Annotated in this window: 19 protein-coding genes and 1 other RNA gene; 14 read left to right on the forward strand and 6 right to left on the reverse strand. The window is 55.1% G+C overall.

Going from position 1 to position 21021, the window contains the following annotated elements; all coding sequences use genetic code 11:
- Positions 1 to 46 precede the first annotated feature (46 nt).
- The 4 genes from fbaA to L466_RS16965 all read left to right on the forward strand — a co-directional run bounded on the left by fbaA (position 47) and on the right by L466_RS16965 (position 3781).
- Positions 47 to 1126 carry a class II fructose-bisphosphate aldolase gene (gene fbaA, locus L466_RS16980; RefSeq protein WP_014171535.1) on the forward strand — a complete coding sequence of 360 codons (1080 nt, stop codon included), beginning with the start codon at positions 47 to 49 and terminating at the stop codon, positions 1124 to 1126.
- Positions 1127 to 1313: 187 nt separating this feature from the next.
- Complete coding sequence (gene mscS / locus L466_RS16975; protein ID WP_014171534.1) at positions 1314 to 2168, forward strand: small-conductance mechanosensitive channel MscS; 855 nt, start codon at positions 1314 to 1316, stop codon at positions 2166 to 2168.
- Positions 2169 to 2313: 145 nt separating this feature from the next.
- Positions 2314 to 2949 (forward strand): arginine exporter ArgO, encoded by a 636-nt coding sequence (gene argO, locus L466_RS16970; protein WP_014171533.1) that lies wholly within the window; start codon positions 2314 to 2316, stop codon positions 2947 to 2949.
- Positions 2950 to 3040: 91 nt separating this feature from the next.
- A complete protein-coding gene (locus L466_RS16965; protein WP_025203272.1) occupies positions 3041 to 3781 on the forward strand; it encodes an oxidative stress defense protein in 741 nt (246 codons plus the stop codon).
- Between the two features lie 47 nt (positions 3782 to 3828).
- Here L466_RS16965 and argP read toward each other — a convergent pair whose 3' ends face one another.
- Positions 3829 to 4722 carry a DNA-binding transcriptional regulator ArgP gene (argP, locus tag L466_RS16960; protein ID WP_008499727.1) on the reverse strand — a complete coding sequence of 298 codons (894 nt, stop codon included), beginning with the start codon at positions 4720 to 4722 and terminating at the stop codon, positions 3829 to 3831.
- A 127-nt stretch (positions 4723 to 4849) separates the two neighbouring features.
- On the opposite strand from argP, the gene rpiA reads away from it, so the two are divergent.
- Complete coding sequence (gene rpiA / locus L466_RS16955; protein WP_014171530.1) at positions 4850 to 5509, forward strand: ribose-5-phosphate isomerase RpiA; 660 nt, start codon at positions 4850 to 4852, stop codon at positions 5507 to 5509.
- Positions 5510 to 5781: 272 nt separating this feature from the next.
- Positions 5782 to 7014 (forward strand): phosphoglycerate dehydrogenase, encoded by a 1233-nt coding sequence (gene serA / locus L466_RS16950; protein ID WP_014171529.1) that lies wholly within the window; start codon positions 5782 to 5784, stop codon positions 7012 to 7014.
- A 45-nt stretch (positions 7015 to 7059) separates the two neighbouring features.
- On the opposite strand, the gene L466_RS0122310 is transcribed toward serA, so the two are convergent.
- From L466_RS0122310 to zapA, 3 genes are all read right to left on the reverse strand, one after another.
- On the reverse strand, positions 7060 to 7656 hold the full coding sequence (locus L466_RS0122310) for a 5-formyltetrahydrofolate cyclo-ligase (protein ID WP_032680328.1): 597 nt from the start codon (positions 7654 to 7656) through the stop codon (positions 7060 to 7062).
- Between the two features lie 25 nt (positions 7657 to 7681).
- Positions 7682 to 7865, reverse strand: a non-coding RNA gene (gene ssrS, locus L466_RS22965) — 6S RNA.
- 41 nt (positions 7866 to 7906) lie between these two features.
- Positions 7907 to 8236 (reverse strand): cell division protein ZapA, encoded by a 330-nt coding sequence (gene zapA, locus L466_RS16945; protein ID WP_006811891.1) that lies wholly within the window; start codon positions 8234 to 8236, stop codon positions 7907 to 7909.
- Between the two features lie 168 nt (positions 8237 to 8404).
- On the opposite strand from zapA, the gene L466_RS16940 reads away from it, so the two are divergent.
- The 8 genes from L466_RS16940 (at position 8405) to L466_RS16905 (ending at position 18473) form a co-directional block, all read left to right on the forward strand.
- Complete coding sequence (locus L466_RS16940; RefSeq protein WP_155962752.1) at positions 8405 to 8983, forward strand: YecA/YgfB family protein; 579 nt, start codon at positions 8405 to 8407, stop codon at positions 8981 to 8983.
- Between the two features lie 31 nt (positions 8984 to 9014).
- Positions 9015 to 10328, forward strand: coding sequence for a Xaa-Pro aminopeptidase (gene pepP / locus L466_RS16935; protein WP_025203275.1), 1314 nt, complete (start codon positions 9015 to 9017; stop codon positions 10326 to 10328).
- On the forward strand, positions 10325 to 11503 hold the full coding sequence (gene ubiH, locus L466_RS16930) for a 2-octaprenyl-6-methoxyphenyl hydroxylase (RefSeq protein WP_032680330.1): 1179 nt from the start codon (positions 10325 to 10327) through the stop codon (positions 11501 to 11503). Before pepP ends, ubiH begins: the two co-directional genes overlap by 4 nt.
- Positions 11504 to 11515: 12 nt before the next feature.
- Positions 11516 to 12718 carry an FAD-dependent 2-octaprenylphenol hydroxylase gene (gene ubiI / locus L466_RS16925; RefSeq protein ID WP_032680331.1) on the forward strand — a complete coding sequence of 401 codons (1203 nt, stop codon included), beginning with the start codon at positions 11516 to 11518 and terminating at the stop codon, positions 12716 to 12718.
- Between the two features lie 430 nt (positions 12719 to 13148).
- On the forward strand, positions 13149 to 14243 hold the full coding sequence (gene gcvT / locus L466_RS16920) for a glycine cleavage system aminomethyltransferase GcvT (protein WP_032680332.1): 1095 nt from the start codon (positions 13149 to 13151) through the stop codon (positions 14241 to 14243).
- Positions 14244 to 14266: 23 nt separating this feature from the next.
- Complete coding sequence (gcvH, locus tag L466_RS16915; protein WP_020883725.1) at positions 14267 to 14656, forward strand: glycine cleavage system protein GcvH; 390 nt, start codon at positions 14267 to 14269, stop codon at positions 14654 to 14656.
- Positions 14657 to 14780: 124 nt separating this feature from the next.
- A complete protein-coding gene (gcvP, locus tag L466_RS16910) occupies positions 14781 to 17654 on the forward strand; it encodes an aminomethyl-transferring glycine dehydrogenase (protein ID WP_014171521.1) in 2874 nt (957 codons plus the stop codon).
- Positions 17655 to 17729: 75 nt separating this feature from the next.
- Positions 17730 to 18473, forward strand: coding sequence for an SDR family oxidoreductase (locus L466_RS16905; protein WP_014171520.1), 744 nt, complete (start codon positions 17730 to 17732; stop codon positions 18471 to 18473).
- Positions 18474 to 18509: 36 nt separating this feature from the next.
- On the opposite strand, the gene bglA is transcribed toward L466_RS16905, so the two are convergent.
- On the reverse strand, positions 18510 to 19943 hold the full coding sequence (gene bglA / locus L466_RS16900) for a 6-phospho-beta-glucosidase BglA (protein WP_020883728.1): 1434 nt from the start codon (positions 19941 to 19943) through the stop codon (positions 18510 to 18512).
- Positions 19944 to 20059: 116 nt separating this feature from the next.
- On the reverse strand, positions 20060 to 20791 hold the full coding sequence (locus L466_RS16895) for a MurR/RpiR family transcriptional regulator (RefSeq protein WP_020883729.1): 732 nt from the start codon (positions 20789 to 20791) through the stop codon (positions 20060 to 20062).
- Positions 20792 to 21021 lie beyond the last annotated feature (230 nt).

A 21021-nucleotide genomic window follows, 5' to 3' on the forward strand; every position in this document is an offset into this window, starting at 1 on the left:
AGAGCTCGCACCTTTTCTAACGGCCGAAGATACAGGACTAAGCAACATGTCTAAAATTTTTGATTTCGTAAAACCTGGCGTGATCACTGGTGATGACGTTCAGAAAGTGTTCCAGGTAGCTAAAGAAAACAACTTCGCTCTGCCAGCAGTTAACTGCGTTGGTACCGACTCCATTAACGCCGTACTGGAAGCTGCTGCAAAAGTTAAAGCACCGGTTATCGTTCAGTTCTCTAACGGTGGCGCAGCATTCATCGCTGGTAAAGGCGTGAAAACTGACGTTCCTCAGGGCGCGGCAATCCTGGGCGCAATCTCTGGTGCGCACCATGTACACCAGATGGCTGAACACTACGGTGTTCCGGTTATCCTGCACACTGACCACTGCGCGAAGAAACTGCTGCCGTGGATCGACGGTCTACTGGACGCGGGTGAAAAACACTTCGCAGCGACCGGTAAGCCACTGTTCTCTTCTCACATGATCGACCTGTCTGAAGAGTCCCTGCACGAAAACATCGAAATCTGCTCTAAGTACCTGGCGCGCATGGCCAAAATGGACATGACCCTGGAAATCGAACTGGGTTGCACCGGTGGTGAAGAAGACGGCGTGGACAACAGCCACATGGACGCTTCTGCACTGTACACCCAGCCAGAAGACGTTGATTACGCTTACACCGAGCTGAGCAAAATCAGCCCACGCTTCACCATCGCAGCGTCCTTCGGTAACGTACACGGCGTTTACAAACCAGGTAACGTGGTTCTGACCCCAACTATCCTGCGTGATTCTCAGGAATACGTTTCTAAGAAACACAACCTGCCGCACAACAGCCTGAACTTCGTCTTCCACGGCGGTTCCGGTTCTTCTGCTCAGGAAATCAAAGACTCCGTAAGCTACGGCGTAGTGAAAATGAACATCGATACCGACACCCAGTGGGCAACATGGGACGGTATCCTGCAGTACTACAAAACGAACGAAGCTTACCTGCAGGGCCAGCTGGGCAACCCGAAAGGCGAAGACCAGCCGAACAAGAAATACTACGATCCACGTGTATGGCTGCGTGCTGCGCAGACTTCCATGGTGGCGCGTCTGGAGCAGGCTTTCAAAGAACTGAACGCGGTTGACGTTCTGTAATTTAAGCTCCTCATAGCATCAGAAGGCCCGCGAATGCGGGCCTTTTTTTATGCTTTTTCAATGGTCTGCCCGGTCCGTTTATGTGATCTGTTTGGCAAAACCGGTCCTTTTTGTTTACCCTTTACTGACCTGCCTGTCTCCATGGGGGATGGATTTTGTGTTTTTGGGATAACAAAAGGAAGACTAAATGGAACAACTCGATGTTGTAGACAGCATCAATAATGCCGGTAACTGGCTGGTGCGCAACCAGGCGCTGCTGCTGAGCTATGCCGTTAACATCGTCGCGGCGATTGCCATCATCATCGTCGGGATGATCGTGGCACGTATCGTATCAAACGCCGTAAACCGCGTGATGCTGGCGCGTCACATTGACGCCACTGTGGCTGACTTCCTCTCTGCACTGGTGCGCTACGGTATTATTGCCTTTACGCTGATTGCTGCACTGGGGCGTGTTGGCGTACAGACTGCCTCGGTGATTGCTGTTCTCGGTGCCGCCGGTCTGGCCATTGGTCTGGCGCTGCAGGGGTCGCTCTCGAACCTGGCTGCGGGTGTGTTGCTGGTAACCTTCCGTCCGTTCCGCTCTGGCGAGTACGTTGACCTGGGCGGTATTGCCGGCACCGTACTGCAGGTGCAGATTTTCTCAACCACCCTGCGAACTGTTGATGGCCGTATCGTGGTGGTACCGAACGGGAAAATCATCGCGGGCAACATCATTAACTTCTCCCGCGAGCCGGTGCGTCGTAACGAGCTGATTATCAGCGTGGCTTATGACTCTGATATCGATCAGGTGAAATCGCTGATCGCCAATATCATTGCCTCCGACGATCGTATTCTGAAAGATAAAGAGCAGACCGTTCGCCTGAACGAGTTGGGGGCATCGTCCATCAACTTTGTTGTGCGCATCTGGAGCAAAAGCAGCGATCTGCAAAACGTTTACTGGGATGTTCTGGAACGTATCAAACGTGATTTTGATGCCAACGGGATCAGCTTCCCGTATCCACAGATGGACGTGAACCTTAAACGCGAGAAAGAAGCCGAGTAATCCTCTTCCTCAGGAGGCCCGGTGAGCGGCAACGCCACCGGGCCTTTTATTAGCAATACTAATCACCAATTAATATTATCAATTTCCTCTAATAAGATTCTCGCAGTATAGTCAGCTCCCAGGACAACTTGCTGAGAATTTATTCATGTTATCTTATTATTTTCAAGGTCTTGCATTAGGTGCGGCCATGATCCTTCCCCTTGGCCCGCAGAACGCGTTCGTGATGAACCAGGGCATTCGCCGTCAGTATCATCTTATGATTGCCCTACTGTGCGCGGTGAGCGATTTGCTGCTGATCTGCGCCGGAATCTTTGGCGGCAGTGCGCTGCTGATGCAGTCTCCCTGGCTGCTGGCGCTGGTGACCTGGGGTGGGGTAGCGTTCCTGCTGTGGTATGGGTTTGGCGCGCTGAAAACGGCAATGAGCAGCAATCTCGAACTGGCGAGCGCCGAGGTCATGAAGCAGGGCCGCTGGAAGATTATCGTCACCATGCTGGCGGTCACCTGGCTCAACCCGCACGTTTATCTGGATACCTTTGTGGTGCTGGGCAGCCTGGGTGGGCAGCTCGACGTTGAGCCAAAACGCTGGTTTGCCCTGGGTACCGTCAGCGCCTCATTCCTGTGGTTCTTCGGTCTCGCGATTCTGGCGGCATGGCTGGCCCCGCGTCTGCGTACCGCTAAAGCCCAGCGGATCATCAATACGCTGGTGGGCGTGGTGATGTGGTTTATCGCCTTTCAGCTGGCAAAAGAGGGGATTCATCATGTTCAGGAATTGCTCAACTAAGCGTTGTCTTATGGACAACTGAGCGAGAGCCGCTAAGCTTGCTGGCATGCGCCCTGTTGTTGGGCACTCTTCGCAACATGGAGGAATGACAGTGAAGTTTAAAGTGATGGCCCTGGCGGCATTAGTGAGTTTAGGTGCGGTGTCGGTGCAGGCAAGTGAATTGCCTGATGGCCCGCACATCGTCACTTCAGGCACCGCAAGCGTGGATGCGGTACCCGATGTTGCAACGCTGGCAATTGAAGTGAACGTGGCCGCGAAAGATGCCGCTTCTGCCAAGAAGCAGGCTGACGATCGTGTTGCGCAATATCTCTCTTTCCTGGAGCAGAACGGTGTCGCTAAAAAAGACATCAGCTCTGCCAACCTGCGTACCCAGCCTGATTACGACTACCAGAACGGTAAAAGCATCCTGAAAGGCTACCGTGCCGTGCGCACCGTTGAAGTGACCGTGCGTCAGCTCGATAAACTGAACTCGCTGCTGGATGGCGCGCTGAAAGCGGGTCTGAACGAAATTCGTTCCGTCTCACTGGGCGTTGCGCAACCGGAAAAATACAAAGACCAGGCGCGTAAAGCCGCCATTGATGATGCAATCCATCAGGCGCAACAGCTGGCGTCCGGGTTCAACAGTAAGCTCGGTCCGGTATACAGCGTGCGTTACCACGTCTCAAATTATCAGCCAAGCCCGATGGTGCGGATGATGAAGGCCGACGCGGCACCGGTGTCTGCTCAGGAAACTTATGAGCAGCCGACGATTCAGTTCGACGATCAGGTTGATGTGGTGTTCCAGCTGCAGCCGACCCAAAGTCAGCAGACTGAGCCGGCAAAAGCGCAGTAATCTGTCTTCACTTTCCCCCTCTCCCGTCAGGAGAGGGGGATTGTTCCTTAATCCTGTCTCAACACCTTATGCCCATACGCCAGCAGCGCGTCGGTGACGTTGCGCATCATGCGGCTTTCTGGCGCAAAACGGTGCCAGTAGAGCATCCGGCGCTGATACAGCCCCGGTGTTAAGTCAATCAGCTCACCGCTTTTCAACTCTTTCTCTATCTGCAGGTGCGGGATCATACAGCAGGTGGTGCCCTGACGCGCGAGCTGCACAAACGCTTCAGACGAGTTCACGATATGACATGGCACGCTGCCCGGCGGCAGATCGAAGTTTTGCTGCAGGAAGGCCTGATGCATATCGTCCAGATGGTCGAACGCTACCGCAGGGGCTTTCAGCAGCGCGGCGCGGGTGACGCCGTTCGGGAAGTAGCGCTCGGCAAACGCTTTTGAGCCGACAAACAGGTAGTCCAGTGCGCCCAGCTGATCGACAAGACAGCTCGGCAGCGCCTGAGGCTGGATACTGACCGCCCCAACCACTTCACCGCGTCGCAGGCGCTCCTGTGTACGGGTTTCATCTTCAACCTGCAGATTCAGGCGAATCGGGGAGTCCGCTAACACCGGCGCAAGGGCCGGCAACAGCCAGGTTGCCAGACTGTCGGCGTTCACCGCCAGCGAGAGCAGCAGCGGCGTTGAGCCGGTCTGTTCGTCACCCAGCCACTCATCTTCGAGCAGTTCAACCTGGCGCAGCAGGGCGAGGAGCTTTTGCCCTTGCTCCGTTGGACGCGGTGGAACAGTACGTACCAGCAGAGGCTGCCCGAACATGTTTTCCAGCTGCTTGATGCGTTGTGATACGGCGGACTGAGTGATACAAAGCTTTTGCGCTGCGCGCTCAAAACCGCGTTCACGAATAACTGCATCAAGTGCCTGTAGTGTTCTGTAGTCCGGACGTTTCATTGCTCTGGCTGACTCCTTAATTTTGCTTAATCTGCACTATGACACAATTTTCCCTTCGTGGCAGACGAAATCCACCCGACGTGTTCTATAATGCGGCCTACGTTTTCACACCACAGGCTAAACGATCATGACGCAGGATGAACTGAAAAAAGCAGTAGGATGGGCCGCTCTCCAGTATGTGCAACCGGGTACCATTGTCGGTGTTGGTACGGGCTCGACGGCGGCACACTTTATCGATGCGCTGGGCACGATGAAAGGGCAGATCGAGGGCGCAGTTTCCAGCTCCGACGCTTCCACGGAAAAGCTGAAAAGCCTTGGCATCACCGTTTTCGATCTGAATGAAGTTGACCGTCTTGGTATCTACGTTGATGGCGCGGATGAAATCAACGGCCATATGCAGATGATCAAAGGCGGCGGTGCGGCGCTGACGCGTGAAAAAATCATCGCCTCCGTGGCGGATAAATTCATCTGTATCGCCGATGCGTCAAAGCAGGTTGATATCCTGGGTAAATTCCCGCTGCCGGTAGAAGTGATCCCAATGGCGCGGAGCGCTGTGGCGCGTGAACTGGTGAGACTGGGTGGACGCCCGGAATATCGTCAGGGCGTCATCACTGATAACGGCAACGTGATCCTCGACGTTCACGGTCTGGAAATTCTCGACGCCATTGCGCTGGAAAATGCCATTAACGGTATTCCAGGCGTAGTGACTGTAGGGTTATTCGCCAACCGTGGCGCGGATGTCGCGCTGATCGGCACGGCAGATGGCGTGCAAACCATCGTAAAATGATCTGATGGGGGGAGCCCTCCCCCCGCTAAAAAAATTTTGAAAAGCTAAATTCGGTGACTTGTGTCACGCTTTTTACCTCTCGTTTGCCGATCCTGCCGCATTCGCAAATTTCTACAGCATTTTCCTCTGTCATTTTGCTCTGTATGACTTTTCTTCAGAGTGCCGACGCAAACGTTCATATTGCTGCAATAGTTTTTTTTGATATGTTGGCTACAGCGGATTTAAATCCAGCACAACATCAGTTCAGACAAAAACAGGGTCGGGTAAGGTAAATGGCAAAGGTATCACTGGAGAAAGACAAGATTAAATTCCTGCTGGTTGAGGGCGTGCATCAGAAAGCGCTTGATAGCCTTCGTGCAGCAGGTTACACCAACATCGAATTTCACAAAGGCGCGCTGGACACCGAAGAGCTGAAAGCGTCCATCCGTGATGCCCATTTCATTGGCCTGCGATCCCGTACCCAACTGACTGAAGACGTGATTGCCGCGGCGGAAAAGTTGGTTGCCATCGGCTGTTTCTGCATCGGTACCAACCAGGTTGACCTGAATGCCGCCGCAAAACGCGGTGTGCCTGTCTTTAACGCCCCGTTCTCCAACACCCGTTCCGTGGCGGAGTTAGTGATTGGCGAGTTGCTGCTGTTGCTGCGTGGTATTCCGGAAGCTAACGCCAAAGCGCACCGCGGCGTGTGGAACAAACTGGCTGCGGGTTCATACGAAGCCCGTGGTAAAAAACTCGGTATCATCGGCTATGGTCACATCGGTACTCAGCTGGGGATCCTGGCTGAATCCCTGGGGATGCATGTCTATTTTTATGATATCGAAAGCAAACTGCCGTTGGGCAACGCCACTCAGGTTCAACACCTCTCTGACCTGCTGAACATGAGCGACGTGGTCAGCCTGCATGTGCCGGAAAATGCGTCGACGAAGAACATGATGGGTGCTGAGGAACTGGCGCTGATGAAGCCGGGGTCACTGCTGATCAACGCCGCGCGCGGTACGGTTGTCGATATTCCGGCGCTGTGCGATGCGCTGAAGCGTAAGCATCTGGCGGGGGCGGCAATCGACGTCTTCCCGACTGAGCCTGCTACCAACAGCGATCCGTTCACCTCTCCGCTGTGCGAATTCGACAACGTGATCCTGACGCCGCACATCGGCGGCTCGACGCAGGAAGCGCAGGAAAATATCGGTCTGGAAGTCGCGGGCAAGCTGAGCAAATACTCCGACAACGGTTCTACGCTCTCTGCCGTGAACTTCCCGGAAGTGTCTCTGCCGTTGCACGGTGGCCGTCGTCTGCTGCACATCCATGAAAACCGTCCGGGCGTGCTGACTGCGATCAACCAGATCTTTGCCGAGCAGAGCGTCAACATTGCCGCGCAGTATCTGCAAACGAACTCTCAGATGGGTTACGTGGTAATTGATATTGAAGCGGACGAAGATGTAGCGGAAAAAGCGCTGCAGAGCATGAAGGCTATTCCGGGTACCATTCGCGCCCGTCTGCTGTACTGATTCTGTTTCTGTGAGCATAAAGCCGGGTCGCTACCCGGCTTTATTTTACCAGCGCCACGTTTTGCCCGGCGTCACTACCGCAGGCAGCGGAATATCCCACTTCTCTACCGGCAAGGCTTCCACGCCCTGACAGTCATGTGCGTATCCCACAGGCTGTAAATGATACTGCTGCCAGTTTTGCAGCGTCCTGTCATAAAAACCGCCACCCATCCCTAAGCGCTGACCCTGCTCATCAAACGCCACCAGCGGCGTGATCAGTACATCCAGTTCTGAGAGGGGGAGGACGTCGCGGACGTCGAGTTTTGGTTCGGTGATTTTCAGACGATTCACCACCAGTTCGCTGTGCGGATGGTAGTGTAAAAACAGCAGATTTCCCTGGCTAAACGGATGCAGCACCGGCAGGTACACTCTTTTCCCGGCGCGCCACAGTTGTTCTATCAGCGGTTGAGTATCCAGCTCGCCATCAAACGAGAGGAACAGGGCGACGGTACGCGCCATCACAACAGGGGGATAGGCCATCATACGGGCTGCGCCTTGCTGGGCAAACTGTGCTTGCTGTTCGGGAGTTAACGCACGACGGCGTTGACGCATGAGCTGACGGATGCCCTGGCGTGAGGAAGAGACTTCAGGGAGTTGGGTCATGGTAGTCGGTAGAAGAAAAAGAGAGGGAATCTCCGAGATGCCGCCGCAGGCTGTAACCCTTGAACCCTTGGTTCAAGGTGAATGTGTCGTCATAGTTTTAAGGCTTCTCGGACGAACCGAGCATGCTCACCAACCATGGAGCGCCACATTCTTGTGGTATGAAATATCGGCTCAGGGGACTGGCCCGCTTGCGAACATCTCAGAGAAATTTTGTCTTCACAGTTACTCTACCATAGTCAACTGAGAAGTGTTATTCAAACTTTGGCCCCGGTCTTTCGGGATTGCGACCTTGATCAAGCAATGCTTGTTCAATGGTCTGCTGGAGCATTTTAATGCGCTGCTCCATGCTTGCCGCGTAATCGCGGGTCTTCGCTTTTTCCTGAGTCAGTTCATAACTGATGTTCAACGCGGCGATGAAAACCAGCTGCTCAGTATTTGTGACTCTAGTGCGTTCTTTGAGATCTTGCAACCGCTGATTCAAATCGTCCGCAGCCTGATTCAAGGCATCCCTTTGTTCAGGCGGACAATTCACTCGCAGTGAACGGCCAAAAATCTGGAGATCGACGGGTTGTGCAGACATGCCACCTTCCTGCTGATTGACTGCGCTGCCTTCGCTTACTGCCCCGGGGGCTGCGAAGGGGCGACACTATAGCTACCCTGATGTGAAGATACAAGCCCTTTTCTGGTATCACCAGGGTCCAAAGTGGTAGCATATCATGAATATTCCTCCCAACGATGACGAATGCGCATGTCTATACAGAACGAAATGCCTGGTTACAAGGATTTAAACCAGTTACTGAACCAGCAGGGAGTCGGTTTAACCTCTGCGGAAATGCACGGTCTGATCAGTGGCATGCTGTGCGGCGGAAACAGCGACAGCTCATGGCAGCCGCTGATCCACGACCTGACGAACGAAGGGCTGGCGTTTGGTCACGAGCTGGCGGAAGCCGTGCGTAAAATGCACTCCGCGATCAGCGATTCGCTGGAAGACGATGGCTTCCTTTTTCAGCTTTATCTGCCTGAAGGTGATGGCGTCAGCGTCTTCGATCGTGCCGATGCGCTCGCAGGTTGGGTCAACCACTACCTGTTGGGGCTGGGCGTCACGCAGCCGAAACTCGATAAAGTGACCGGCGAAGCGGGTGAGGCGATCGACGATCTGCGTAACATTGCGCAGTTGGGCTACGATGAAGACGAAGACCAGGAAGAGCTGGAAATGTCTCTCGAAGAGATCATCGAATACGTTCGCGTTGCTGCTTTGCTGTGCCACGACCACTTTACGCGTTCGCAGCCGACCGCGCCGGAAGTCCGCAAGCCAACCTTACATTAAGAAAAATAACGCACAGGAGGGTGTCATGGTTATCTCAAATCAAGAGTATTCGCGCCGTCGTCAGGCGCTGCTGGCCAATATGCAGCCGGGCAGCGCCGCGCTGATTTTTGCTGCGCCAGAAGTGACGCGCAGCGCCGACAGCGAATACCCCTATCGCCAGAGCAGCGATTTCTGGTACTTCACCGGCTTCAACGAGCCGGAAGCGGTACTGGTGCTGATTAAGAGTAATGACACCCACAACCACAGCGTGATTTTTAACCGCGTACGCGATCTCACTGCCGAAATCTGGTTCGGCCGCCGCTTAGGGCAAGAGGCTGCGCCAGAGAAGCTGGGGGTGGATCGGGCGCTGGCATTCAGTGAAATCAACCAGCAGCTCTATCAACTGCTCAATGGCCTGGATGTGCTTTACCACGCGCAGGGCGAGTATGCGTATGCCGATGAGATTGTCTTTACCGCTCTGGATAAGCTGCGCAAAGGTTCGAGGCAGAATCTGTCCGCGCCAGCCACCCTGACGGACTGGCGTCCGGTGGTGCATGAGATGCGTCTGTTCAAATCCCCGGAAGAGCTGGACGTGATGCGCCGCGCGGGTGAAATCAGTGCGCTGGCACACACCCGTGCCATGGAGAAATGCCGCCCGGGAATGTTTGAATACCAGCTGGAAGGGGAGATTCATCACGAATTTAACCGCCACGGCGCGCGTTATCCTTCTTACAACACCATTGTCGGTGGCGGTGAAAACGGCTGCATTCTGCACTACACCGAAAACGAAAGTGCGCTGCGCGACGGCGATCTGGTGCTGATTGACGCCGGATGCGAATTCCAGGGGTATGCGGGCGATATTACCCGTACGTTCCCGGTGAACGGTAAATTCACCCCCGCACAGCGCGCGGTGTATGACATCGTCCTCGAATCGCTCGAGACGGCGCTCAGGCTGTACCGTCCAGGCACGTCTATTCAGGAAGTGACTGGCGAAGTGGTGCGCATCATGATCACCGGCCTGGTGAAGCTCGGTATCCTGAAAGGCGACGTGGATACCCTGATTACCGAGAACGCGCATCGTCCGTATTTTATGCACGGCCTGAGCCACTGGCTGGGGCTGGATGTGCATGACGTGGGAGCATACGGTGCCGATCGTTCCCGCGTGCTTGAGCCAGGCATGGTATTAACCGTTGAGCCGGGGCTGTATATCGCGCCGGATGCCGACGTGCCGGAAGCATACCGTGGGATTGGCATTCGTATCGAAGACGACATCGTCATTACCGAAACCGGCAACGAAAACCTGACCGCCAGCGTCGTGAAAAATGCTGACGATATCGAGGCGCTGATGGCAGCGGCACGCGTATGAGCGTGATTATCGTTGGCGGCGGGATGACCGGAGCCACGCTGGCACTGGCCATCTCGCATTTTACGCAGGGAAAACTGCCGGTGCATCTGGTGGAGGCCGTTGCGCCAGAGGCCTCTGATCACCCCGGTTTTGATGCCCGCGCCATTGCACTGGCGCAGGGTACCTGTCAGCAACTCTCACGCATTGGCATCTGGCAGGCGATAGCCGACTGTGCGACGGCGATTAAAACCGTTCACGTCAGCGATCGCGGTCATGCCGGTTTCGTTACCCTGGATGCGCATGATTACCGTATAGATGCGCTGGGCCGGGTTGTGGAGCTGCACGACGTCGGGTTACGCCTGTTCCGCCTGCTTAAGGATGCGCCAGGCGTGACCCTGCATTGCCCGGCGCGTGTGGCCAGCTTTAGCCGCAGTGACGCGTCGGTCAACGTGGTGCTGGATAACGGTACCGTCCTTGAAGGCCAGCTTCTGGTAGCGGCAAACGGTTCGCGCTCTTCGCTCGGCACGCAGTGCGGCGTGGAGTGGCGACAACAGCCCTACGGGCAGGTGGCCGTCATTGCTAACGTTTCGACAGCGGGCGCTCACAACGGCCGCGCTTTTGAGCGTTTCACCCAGCATGGCCCGCTGGCGATGCTGCCCATGTCCCACGATCGCAGTTCGCTGGTGTGGTGCCATCCGCAGGACAACGCGGCTGAGATACAGACCTGGTCTGACGAACGTTTTTGTACCGAGCTGCAAAAAGCCTTTGGCTGGCGGCTGGGACGTATTACCCACGCGGGAAAGCGGAGCGTATACCCGTTGTCGCTGACCACCGCCTCGCAGTCTATCTCCCATCGCATGGCGCTGGTCGGCAATGCCGCGCAGACATTGCATCCCATCGCCGGGCAGGGGTTTAACCTCGGGCTTCGCGACGTGATGAGCCTGGCAGAAACGCTTTCACAGGCGTGGAGCGAGCAAAAAGACTGTGGTGCCTGGTCGGTGCTCAGCCATTACCAGAAGCGACGCCGGGCAGATAAAGAGGCGACGATTGGTGTGACGGATGGTCTGGTGCACCTGTTTGCCAATCGCTGGGCACCCCTGGTTGCAGGCCGCAATCTTGGGCTAATGGCGATGGAATTATTCATTCCGGCACGTGACGTGCTGGCGCAGCGGACTCTTGGTTGGGTCGCGCGTTAAGGAGTTATCACCGTGCAAAATGTTGATGTCGCCATCGTTGGCGGCGGAATGGTAGGACTGGCGCTGGCCTGTGGTTTACAGGGCAGCGGCCTGCGCGTTGCGGTACTGGAGCAAAACGTGCCTCAGCCCGTCGCGCAGGACGCGCCGCCGGAACTGCGCGTCTCGGCAATCAATGCGGCCAGTGAAAAGTTGCTGACGCACCTTGGCGTCTGGTCAGAGATCGTGGCGCAGCGTGCCAGCTGTTATCACGGCATGGAAGTGTGGGACAAAGACAGCTTTGGTCATATCGCGTTTGATGATGAAAGCATGGGCTACAGCCATCTGGGACACATCATCGAAAATGCCGTTATCCACCATGCTCTGTGGCAAAAAGCGCAGTCCTGCAGCGATGTCACGCTGCTGGCACCGGCGCAAATCCAGCAGGTCGCCTGGGGAGAAAACGACGCGTTTATCACCCTGCAAAGCGGTGACATGCTGACCGCGCGACTGGTCGTGGGCGCTGACGGTGCCAACTCCTGGCTGCGTAACAAGGCGGATATTCCGCTGACGTTCTGGGACTATCGCCATCATGCTCTGGTGGCAACGATTCGCACTGAAGAGCCGCACGGTGGGGTGGCGCGCCAAATCTTCCACAATGACGGCATTCTGGCATTCCTGCCGTTGAGCGATCCGCACCTGTGTTCGATTGTCTGGTCTCTGGTTCCTGATAAAGCGCAACAGATGCAGGAGGCGACTCCCGAGGCATTCAACCAGGCGCTGTGCGTCGCGTTTGATAACCGTCTTGGGCTATGCACCCTTGAGAGCGAGCGGCTGGTGTTCCCGTTAACCGGACGCTATGCGCGTCAGTTTGCGGCGCACCGTCTGGCGCTGGTGGGTGACGCGGCGCATACGATCCATCCGCTGGCCGGGCAGGGCGTGAACCTTGGCTTTATGGACGCGGCAGAGCTGGTAGAAGAGTTGCGTCGCCTGCATCGCGAAGGCAAAGATATCGGCCAGCATCTCTATCTGCGTCGCTACGAACGTAGCCGTAAGCACAGTGCAGCGGTGATGCTGGCAGGCATGCAGGGTTTCCGTGAGCTGTTTGCCGGCGCGAATCCAGCGAAAAAACTGCTGCGCGACCTCGGCCTTAAACTTGCCGATACCCTTCCGGGCGTAAAACCTCAACTCCTTCGCCAGGCGATGGGTCTTAACGACCTGCCGGACTGGCTGCGCTAATATAGACCCCCGTCACACTTTGTTTTCCCGGCCTCTGCGCCGGGGAAATTCACTCGTTTGAAATAATCTAATTTCACCGCATTTTTCGCATTAGAAAATCTAATCTTACTATTTTTATGTTACGGAAATTCCGCCCGTTTTTCCGCATGAAATATCACCATATGCTAAATCCTGTTAGAGCAATGTTAATTTTATGCGGGTTTAATCGCAGTTTGCCAGTGAATAACTCTGTAAGCTTTTTCGTGTTTTTAGGTCATAAGCTAATGTGATGACCCGTTTTACCTTATGGTTAATCGCCGGTTTCGGTGGTAAGTTCAGGTAAAAGAGAACGTTTGCGTCGGGGTCCAGAAAGCGATCGCGGCGCCGGGTTTCGTGGCACTGTTCAGGTGTGCGAAACGCAAGACAGCCCTGCTTATTCAACGAGGAAAAGATGGCTCAACAGACTCCTTTGTACGAACAACACGTGTTATGCGGCGCACGCATGGTGGACTTCCATGGCTGGATGATGCCGCTGCACTACGGCTCGCAGATTGATGAGCACCACGCGGTGCGCACCGATGCCGGTATGTTCGACGTGTCACACATGACGATTGTCGACCTGCATGGCAGCCGCACCCGGGAGTTTTTACGTTATCTGCTGGCAAACGACGTCGCCAAATTGAAGACGCCAGGCAAAGCGCTCTACACCGGCATGCTAAATGCCTCCGGCGGCGTAATTGATGACCTCATCGTCTATTACTTCTCTGAAGATTTCTTCCGCCTCGTTGTAAACTCCGCCACCCGCGAAAAAGACCTCTCCTGGATTACCCAACACGCTGAACCTTACGCCATCGACATCACCGTCCGCGATGATCTGTCGCTGATCGCCGTACAGGGGCCGAACGCGCAGTCTAAAGCCGCCTCTCTGTTCACCGATGAGCAGCGTAAAGCCACCGATGGCATGAAGCCGTTCTTCGGCGTACAGGCGGGCGATCTGTTTATCGCGACCACCGGCTACACCGGTGAAGCGGGCTATGAAATTGCCATGCCGAATGAGAAAGCCGCCGATTTCTGGCGTGCGCTGGTGGAAGCCGGCGTTAAGCCGGCAGGTCTGGGCGCGCGCGATACGCTGCGTCTGGAAGCCGGTATGAACCTCTACGGGCAAGAGATGGATGAAGGCGTGTCACCGCTGGCGGCCAACATGGGCTGGACCATCGCCTGGGAACCGGCTGACCGTGAGTTTATTGGCCGTGAAGCGCTGGAAATGCAGCGTGAAAAGGGCACTGAACAACTGGTAGGCCTGGTGATGACCGAGAAAGGCGTGCTGCGCGGCGAGCTGCCGGTGCGTTTTACAGATGCTGACGGCAACCCGCGTGAAGGCGTGATCACCAGCGGTACCTTCTCCCCGACGCTGGGCTACAGTATTGCACTGGCGCGTGTTCCGGCGGGCATTCGCGAAACGGCAGTGGTGCAAATCCGCAACCGTGAAATGCCGGTCAACGTGACCAAACCGATTTTTGTTCGCGCCGGTAAGCCGGTCGCCTAATCATTTTTATCAGGAGAACTTCAATGAGCAATGTGCCAGCAGAACTGAAATACAGCAAAGAACACGAGTGGCTGCGCAAAGAGGCGGACGGCACTTACACCGTAGGGATCACCGAGCATGCGCAGGAGCTGCTGGGCGACATGGTGTTTGTTGACCTGCCTGAAGTCGGCGCATCCGTGGAAGCTGGCGATGACTGCGCCGTGGCCGAGTCCGTTAAAGCGGCTTCTGATATCTACGCCCCGGTAAGCGGTGAAATTGTTGCCGTGAACGACGCCCTGAGCGACTCCCCGGAGCTGGTGAACAGCGAGCCTTATGAAGGCGGCTGGATCTTCAAGATCAAAGCCAGCGACGAATCGCAGGTCACCGCGCTGCTGGATGCCACCGCGTACGAAGCGCTGTTAGAAAACGAGTAAGCCTTAACCCTCTCCCCTTTGGGGGAGGGTAGGGTGAGGGGAACAGACGACACCCTCACCCCAGCCCTCTCCCTCAGGGTGAGGGAGAAAACACATTCACTGCACGTTTCAGGAACCATCGCTCATGACACAGACTTTAAGCCAGCTTGAAAACCGTGGCGCCTTCATTGAACGTCACATTGGGCCGGATGCTCAGCAACAGCAGGAGATGCTGAAGACAGTTGGCGCGGATTCATTAAATGCACTGATCGGCCAGATTGTGCCAAAAGACATCCAGCTTGCCACGCCGCCTCAGGTGGGTGAAGCCACCACTGAATTCGCCGCTCTGGCGGAGCTGAAGGCAATTGCCGGCCTGAACAAGCGCTATAAGTCTTACATTGGCATGGGCTACACCAACGTGCAGTTACCCCCGGTTATTCTGCGTAATATGCTGGAAAACCCGGGCTGGTACACCGCCTACACCCCGTATCAGCCAGAAGTTTCTCAGGGCCGTCTGGAAGCGCTGCTGAACTTCCAGCAGGTTACGCTGGATTTGACCGGCCTGGATATCGCGTCCGCTTCACTGCTGGATGAAGCCACCGCCGCCGCCGAAGCAATGGCAATGGCGAAGCGCGTGAGCAAACTGAAAAATGCCAACCGCTTCTTCGTGGCAGCGGACGTGCATCCGCAAACGCTTGATGTGGTTCGTACCCGTGCCGAAACCTTTGGTTTTGACGTGATTGTCGACGACGCCGACAAAGTCCTCGATCATCAGGATGTGTTTGGCGTGCTGCTGCAACAGGTCGGCACCACCGGCGACGTTCACGACTACAGCGCACTGATTGCTGAGCTGAAAGCCCGCAAAGTGGTTGTCAGCGTCGCGGCTGATTTTATGGCGCTGGTCCTGCTGACGGCTCCAGGTAAACAGGGCGCGGACATTGTTTTCGGTTCTGCACAACGCTTTGGTGTCCCGATGGGCTACGGTGGCCCACATGCGGCGTTCTTTGCCGCAAAAGATGAATTCAAACGCTCCATGCCTGGCCGTATCATCGGCGTTTCAAAAGATGCCGCCGGTAACACCGCGCTGCGCATGGCAATGCAGACTCGCGAGCAGCATATTCGTCGCGAGAAAGCGAACTCCAACATCTGTACCTCGCAGGTCCTGCTGGCCAATATCGCCAGCCTGTACGCTGTCTTCCACGGTCCGGTTGGCCTGAAACGCATTGCCAGCCGTATTCACCGTCTGGCGGATATTCTGGCCTGTGGTCTGCAGCAGAAAGGCCTGAAACTGCGCCACGCCCATTACTTTGACACGCTGTGCGTTGAAGTGGCTGACAAAGCCGCGGTGCTGGCTCGTGCTGACGCGGCAGAGATCAACCTGCGTAGCGACATCCATAACGCGGTAGGCATTACCCTGGATGAAAGCACTACCCGCGAAGATATCGTTAACCTGTTTAACGTCTTGCTGGGCGATGCGCACGGCCTGGATATTGATACGCTCGATAAAGATGTCGCGCTCGACAGCCGCTCTATCCAGGAAAGCATGCTGCGTGATGATGCGATCCTGACTCACCCGGTGTTCAATCGCTACCACAGCGAAACCGAGATGATGCGCTATATGCACTCTCTGGAGCGCAAAGACCTGGCGCTGAACCAGGCGATGATCCCGCTGGGCTCCTGCACCATGAAGCTGAACGCTGCGGCAGAGATGATCCCAATCACCTGGCCTGAATTTTCCGAGCTGCACCCGTTCTGCCCACCAGAGCAGGCGGAAGGTTACCATCTGATGATCAACCAGCTCTCCGACTGGCTGGTGAAGCTGACCGGTTACGATGCACTCTGCATGCAGCCAAACTCCGGGGCGCAGGGGGAATACGCGGGCCTGCTGGCAATTCGTCACTATCACGAAAGCCGCAATGAAGGGCATCGCGATATCTGCCTGATCCCGAGTTCTGCGCATGGCACCAACCCGGCGTCTGCCCAGATGGCGGGTATGGAAGTGGTGGTGGTGGCCTGCGACAAGAATGGCAACATTGACCTGGCCGATCTGCGTGCGAAAGCCGAGCAGGCGGGCGAAAAACTCTCCTGCATCATGGTGACCTACCCATCCACCCACGGTGTGTACGAAGAGACCATCCGTGAAGTGTGTGAAGTGGTCCATCAGTTTGGCGGTCAGGTTTATCTCGACGGTGCGAACATGAACGCACAGGTTGGCATTACCTCTCCGGGCTTTATCGGCGCGGATGTGTCGCACCTGAACCTGCATAAAACTTTCTGTATTCCACACGGCGGTGGTGGTCCGGGTATGGGCCCAATCGGTGTGAAAGCACACCTGGCGCCGTTTGTCCCAGGCCACAGCGTAGTGCAGATTGAAGGCATGTTGACCCGTCAGGGCGCGGTCTCTGCGGCACCGTTCGGTAGCGCCTCAATCCTGCCCATCAGCTGGATGTATATCCGCATGATGGGCGCGGAAGGGCTGAAGCAGGCAAGCCAGGTGGCTATCCTCAATGCTAACTACATCGCAACGCGTCTGAAAGAAGCGTATCCGGTGCTCTACACGGGCCGTGATGGTCGTGTGGCGCACGAGTGCATCCTCGATATCCGTCCTTTGAAAGAAGAGACAGGTATCAGCGAGCTGGATATTGCTAAGCGTCTGATTGACTACGGATTCCATGCGCCAACCATGTCGTTCCCGGTGGCGGGTACGCTGATGGTTGAACCCACCGAGTCTGAAAGCAAAGTTGAGCTGGACCGCTTTATTGACGCGATGCTGGCTATCCGCGCTGAAATCGACCGCGTGAAAGCCGGCGAGTGGACGCTGGCTGATAACCCGCTGGTTAACGCACCGCACACCCAGAATGAGCTGGTCTCCGGGTGGGAGCACGGTTATACCCGTGAGCAGGCGGTGTTCCCGGCTGGCATAGCAAACAAATACTGGCCGACCGTGAAACGTCTCGATGACGTCTACGGTGACCGTAATCTGTTCTGCTCGTGTGTGCCAATGAGCGAATACCAGTAATCGTTCCGCGGTTATAACGTGTTACAGGCCGGGTCAGCGTTAACGCTACCCGGCTTTTTTTATAAGGAGACATAGATGGCAATTGCACTGGTCACCGGCGCCAGCCGCGGTATTGGTAAAGCTACCGCGCTGCAGCTGGCGCGCGAAGGCTACACCGTGGCGGTGAACTATCACCACAACATTAAAGCCGCGACGGATGTGATCACGATGATTACCGACGCGGGGGGTAACGCGTTTGCCGTGCGTGCAGATATCAGTGATGAAGCTCAGGTGCTGGCAATGTTCGACAGTATCGATCGTGAAGCCGGACCGCTTACCGCACTGGTGAACAACGCCGGGATCCTGTTTGAACAATCCACGATTGAACACCTCTCTGCTGAACGGATCAACCGCGTGTTAGCCACGAACGTGACCGGTTATTTCCTCTGCTGCCGCGAAGCGGTAAAACGCATGTCGTTCAGACATGGTGGCAAAGGCGGCGCGATCGTGAACGTGTCATCCGCGGCATCGCGCCTCGGTGCTCCGGGTGAATATGTGGATTACGCCGCGTCCAAAGGTGCTGTCGATTCGTTGACGACGGGATTATCGCTGGAAGTGGCAGCGCAAGGGATCCGCGTAAACTGCGTGCGTCCCGGGCTGATTTACACCGAGATTCATGCATCTGGCGGTGAGCCGGGCCGGGTGGATAGGGTCAAATCCATGCTGCCTATGCAGCGTGGCGGTCAGCCGGAAGAGGTGGCGCAGGCGATTGTCTGGCTGCTGAGCGAGAAAGCCTCGTATGTGACGGGAAGTTTTATTGAACTGGCGGGTGGGAAATAAACGTCTCCTCTCCCCATCGGGGAGAGGAGAAAAGCGTTAAAGCGTCTCGCCGTTGCTGGCAATCACGTCTTTGTACCAGTTAAAGCTCTTTTTCCGCGAGCGTGACATATCGCCGGTACCGTCGTCGTGCTTGTTCACATAAATAAAGCCGTAGCGCTTACTGTACTGGCCGGTAGTGAACGACACGCAGTCGATGCAGCCCCACGGGGTATAACCCATCAGATCCACACCATCATACGTGACGGCTTTCATCATCTCTTCCACGTGCGCACGCAGGTAGTCGATGCGGTAGTCATCATTGATGCTGCCGTCTTCTTCTACTTTGTCGTAGGCGCCAAAGCCGTTTTCCACGATAAACAGCGGTTTCTGATAACGCTCGTACAATTCGCACAGGGAATAGCGCAGACCCACCGGGTCAATCTGCCAGCCCCAGTCAGAGGCTTTCACATGCGGGTTCGGTACGCTGCCTTCAAAGCCTGAGATAGCATCGCCAGTACCGCCTTCCGCTTTCACGGCGTTGGTCATGTAATAGCTGAAGCCCAGATAGTCACAGGTGCCTTCACGCAGGATCTCCTCGTCACCCGCTTCCATATGGATGGTGAAGCCACGGCGTTCCCATTCATTAAGCACATAGGATGGGTAGTAACCGCGCAGCTGGACATCGGTAAAGACATAGCGTTCACGCATGGATTCCTGTGCAAACATCACGTCCTCTGGTTTACAGGAGAACGGGTAGAGCGCCACCATTGCCAGCATACAACCGACTTTCATTTCCGGGTTAATGCGACGCGCCGCTTTCACCGCCAGCGCGCTGGCAACGAACTGGTGGTGCAGCACCTGGTACATGGTCTCTTCCGGATTGTCATGCTCGGTATAAACCACGCCTGAGCAGCAGTAGCCAAACAGTGGCGCACGCCAGTTACGCTGGTTGTTGATCTCGTTAAAGGTCATCCAGTATTTGACCTTATTTTTGTAGCGCTCAAACACCACTTCCGCGAAGCGCACAAAGAAATCCACCACTTTACGGTTGGTCCAGCCGCCGTACTCCTGCACCAGGTGGAGCGGCATTTCGAAGTGGGAGAGGGTAATGACCGGTTCAATATTGTATTTCAGCAGCTCATCGAACATGTCGTCGTAGAACTTCAGGCCTTCTTCATTCGGCTGTGTTTCATCCCCTTTCGGGAAGATACGCGTCCAGGCGATAGAGGTGCGGAAACATTTGAAGCCCATCTCAGCAAACAGCTTGATGTCTTCTTTGTAATGGCCATGGAAGTCGATAGCTTCGTGGTTAGGATAGTATTTCCCCGGCACGACTTCCTGCGTGATTTCGCGCGGCACGCCGTGCGCACCGCCCGTTAAGACATCGCAGATACTCGGCCCTTTACCGCCTTTGTTCCAGCCGCCTTCAACCTGGTGAGCGGCCACTGCGCCGCCCCATAAAAAGTCTTTTGGTAGGGTAAGTTTTTTCATCGCTGCTATTCTCAGTAAATGACATATTGCGTTCGAGTCTAGCAAAGCGGAATTAAATGTCACGATATAACAATTCGCTGAAAATGTAATTTGTCACATCGAAAAAACAGGGTGTTTTATTCTGTCAGTTTCTTCGCCAGTTTCCGGCCAAGCGATTCGAGAATATAGATGACGGGTATTTGTGTGGTGATATCGTACACGCCGCCTATCCGCATCTGAGGGACATGCCAGGAGAGGTTAAAGTCCGCGAGCTTTGCCAGGCGCGAGTGCTCGTGGCTGGTTATGGAGAGCACTTTGCAGCGATGCAGGCTAAACTGGCTGGCAAAGCGCAGGATCTCTTCGGTTTCACCGGATACCGACAGCACAATCGCCAGCGCGTTTTTAGCCATATCATTGGTGACCGGGAAATAAGGATCGTCGATGTGGTTGCTGAATTTACCGATATTCGAAAAGAAGCGTGCGCCATATTTTGCCAGCGAGCCAGACGTGCCCGCACCGACAAATATAATACGTTCGGAAGATAAAATAATATCGACCGCCTCATCTAATAAAGCATCGAACTCTTCGTTATTAACGCCTTTAAAGAAGCTGATAATTTCACTGGCACCAAAATTTGCCTGCTGAGGTTCGTTCTGCTCTAAATAGAGCTTAAAGCGCACGCGGAATTCAGAGTAGCCTTCGCAGTTGAGTTTGCGGCAAAAGCGCAGGATAGTGGTCGTTGAGACGCCAGCCGCATCCGCCAGCTCGCGGATGGTCATGTACATGACTTTGTCACGATTTTTAATGACATAGTTGTAGACCATCATTTCCAGATTATTGAGACTGGCAATGGCGGCGTGGGTGAACATACTCACAATGGCGAAACTCTCATTCAGACATCATTTATCCATCATAACATGCAGCAAGTCGGCAGGATCCAATTTTATGCCCTTGATTCTTAATGATTAAATTTTAATGTGAACAAACGTTAGGTGAATAATTTGTTTATGTTCATGATTTATAGATAAAAATTATGTTTGTGAAATTATTTTAGCTAACAGGTGTTCACTGGAATCATTCTCAGTTAGCATAGACAGGT

It is taken from the genome of Enterobacter sp. BIDMC 30 (assembly GCF_000534355.1).
Classification (GTDB): Bacteria; Pseudomonadota; Gammaproteobacteria; order Enterobacterales; family Enterobacteriaceae; genus Enterobacter; species Enterobacter ludwigii.

Bases quoted from the DNA above. Each gene is read 5' to 3' on its own strand.
- gcvT (WP_032680332.1), top strand. From the start codon at position 13,149: ATGGCTCAACAGACTCCTTTGTACGAACAACACGTGTTATGCGGCGCA.
- L466_RS16940 (WP_155962752.1), top strand. From the start codon at position 8,405: ATGTCTATACAGAACGAAATGCCTGGTTACAAGGATTTAAACCAGTTA.
- rpiA (WP_014171530.1), top strand. From the start codon at position 4,850: ATGACGCAGGATGAACTGAAAAAAGCAGTAGGATGGGCCGCTCTCCAG.
- serA (WP_014171529.1), top strand. From the start codon at position 5,782: ATGGCAAAGGTATCACTGGAGAAAGACAAGATTAAATTCCTGCTGGTT.
- zapA (WP_006811891.1), bottom strand. From the start codon at position 8,236: ATGTCTGCACAACCCGTCGATCTCCAGATTTTTGGCCGTTCACTGCGA.
- gcvP (WP_014171521.1), top strand. From the start codon at position 14,781: ATGACACAGACTTTAAGCCAGCTTGAAAACCGTGGCGCCTTCATTGAA.
- L466_RS16895 (WP_020883729.1), bottom strand. From the start codon at position 20,791: ATGTTCACCCACGCCGCCATTGCCAGTCTCAATAATCTGGAAATGATG.
- mscS (WP_014171534.1), top strand. From the start codon at position 1,314: ATGGAACAACTCGATGTTGTAGACAGCATCAATAATGCCGGTAACTGG.
- gcvH (WP_020883725.1), top strand. From the start codon at position 14,267: ATGAGCAATGTGCCAGCAGAACTGAAATACAGCAAAGAACACGAGTGG.
- L466_RS16905 (WP_014171520.1), top strand. From the start codon at position 17,730: ATGGCAATTGCACTGGTCACCGGCGCCAGCCGCGGTATTGGTAAAGCT.
- argO (WP_014171533.1), top strand. From the start codon at position 2,314: ATGTTATCTTATTATTTTCAAGGTCTTGCATTAGGTGCGGCCATGATC.
- fbaA (WP_014171535.1), top strand. From the start codon at position 47: ATGTCTAAAATTTTTGATTTCGTAAAACCTGGCGTGATCACTGGTGAT.
- bglA (WP_020883728.1), bottom strand. From the start codon at position 19,943: ATGAAAAAACTTACCCTACCAAAAGACTTTTTATGGGGCGGCGCAGTG.
- L466_RS0122310 (WP_032680328.1), bottom strand. From the start codon at position 7,656: ATGACCCAACTCCCTGAAGTCTCTTCCTCACGCCAGGGCATCCGTCAG.
- ubiH (WP_032680330.1), top strand. From the start codon at position 10,325: ATGAGCGTGATTATCGTTGGCGGCGGGATGACCGGAGCCACGCTGGCA.
- argP (WP_008499727.1), bottom strand. From the start codon at position 4,722: ATGAAACGTCCGGACTACAGAACACTACAGGCACTTGATGCAGTTATT.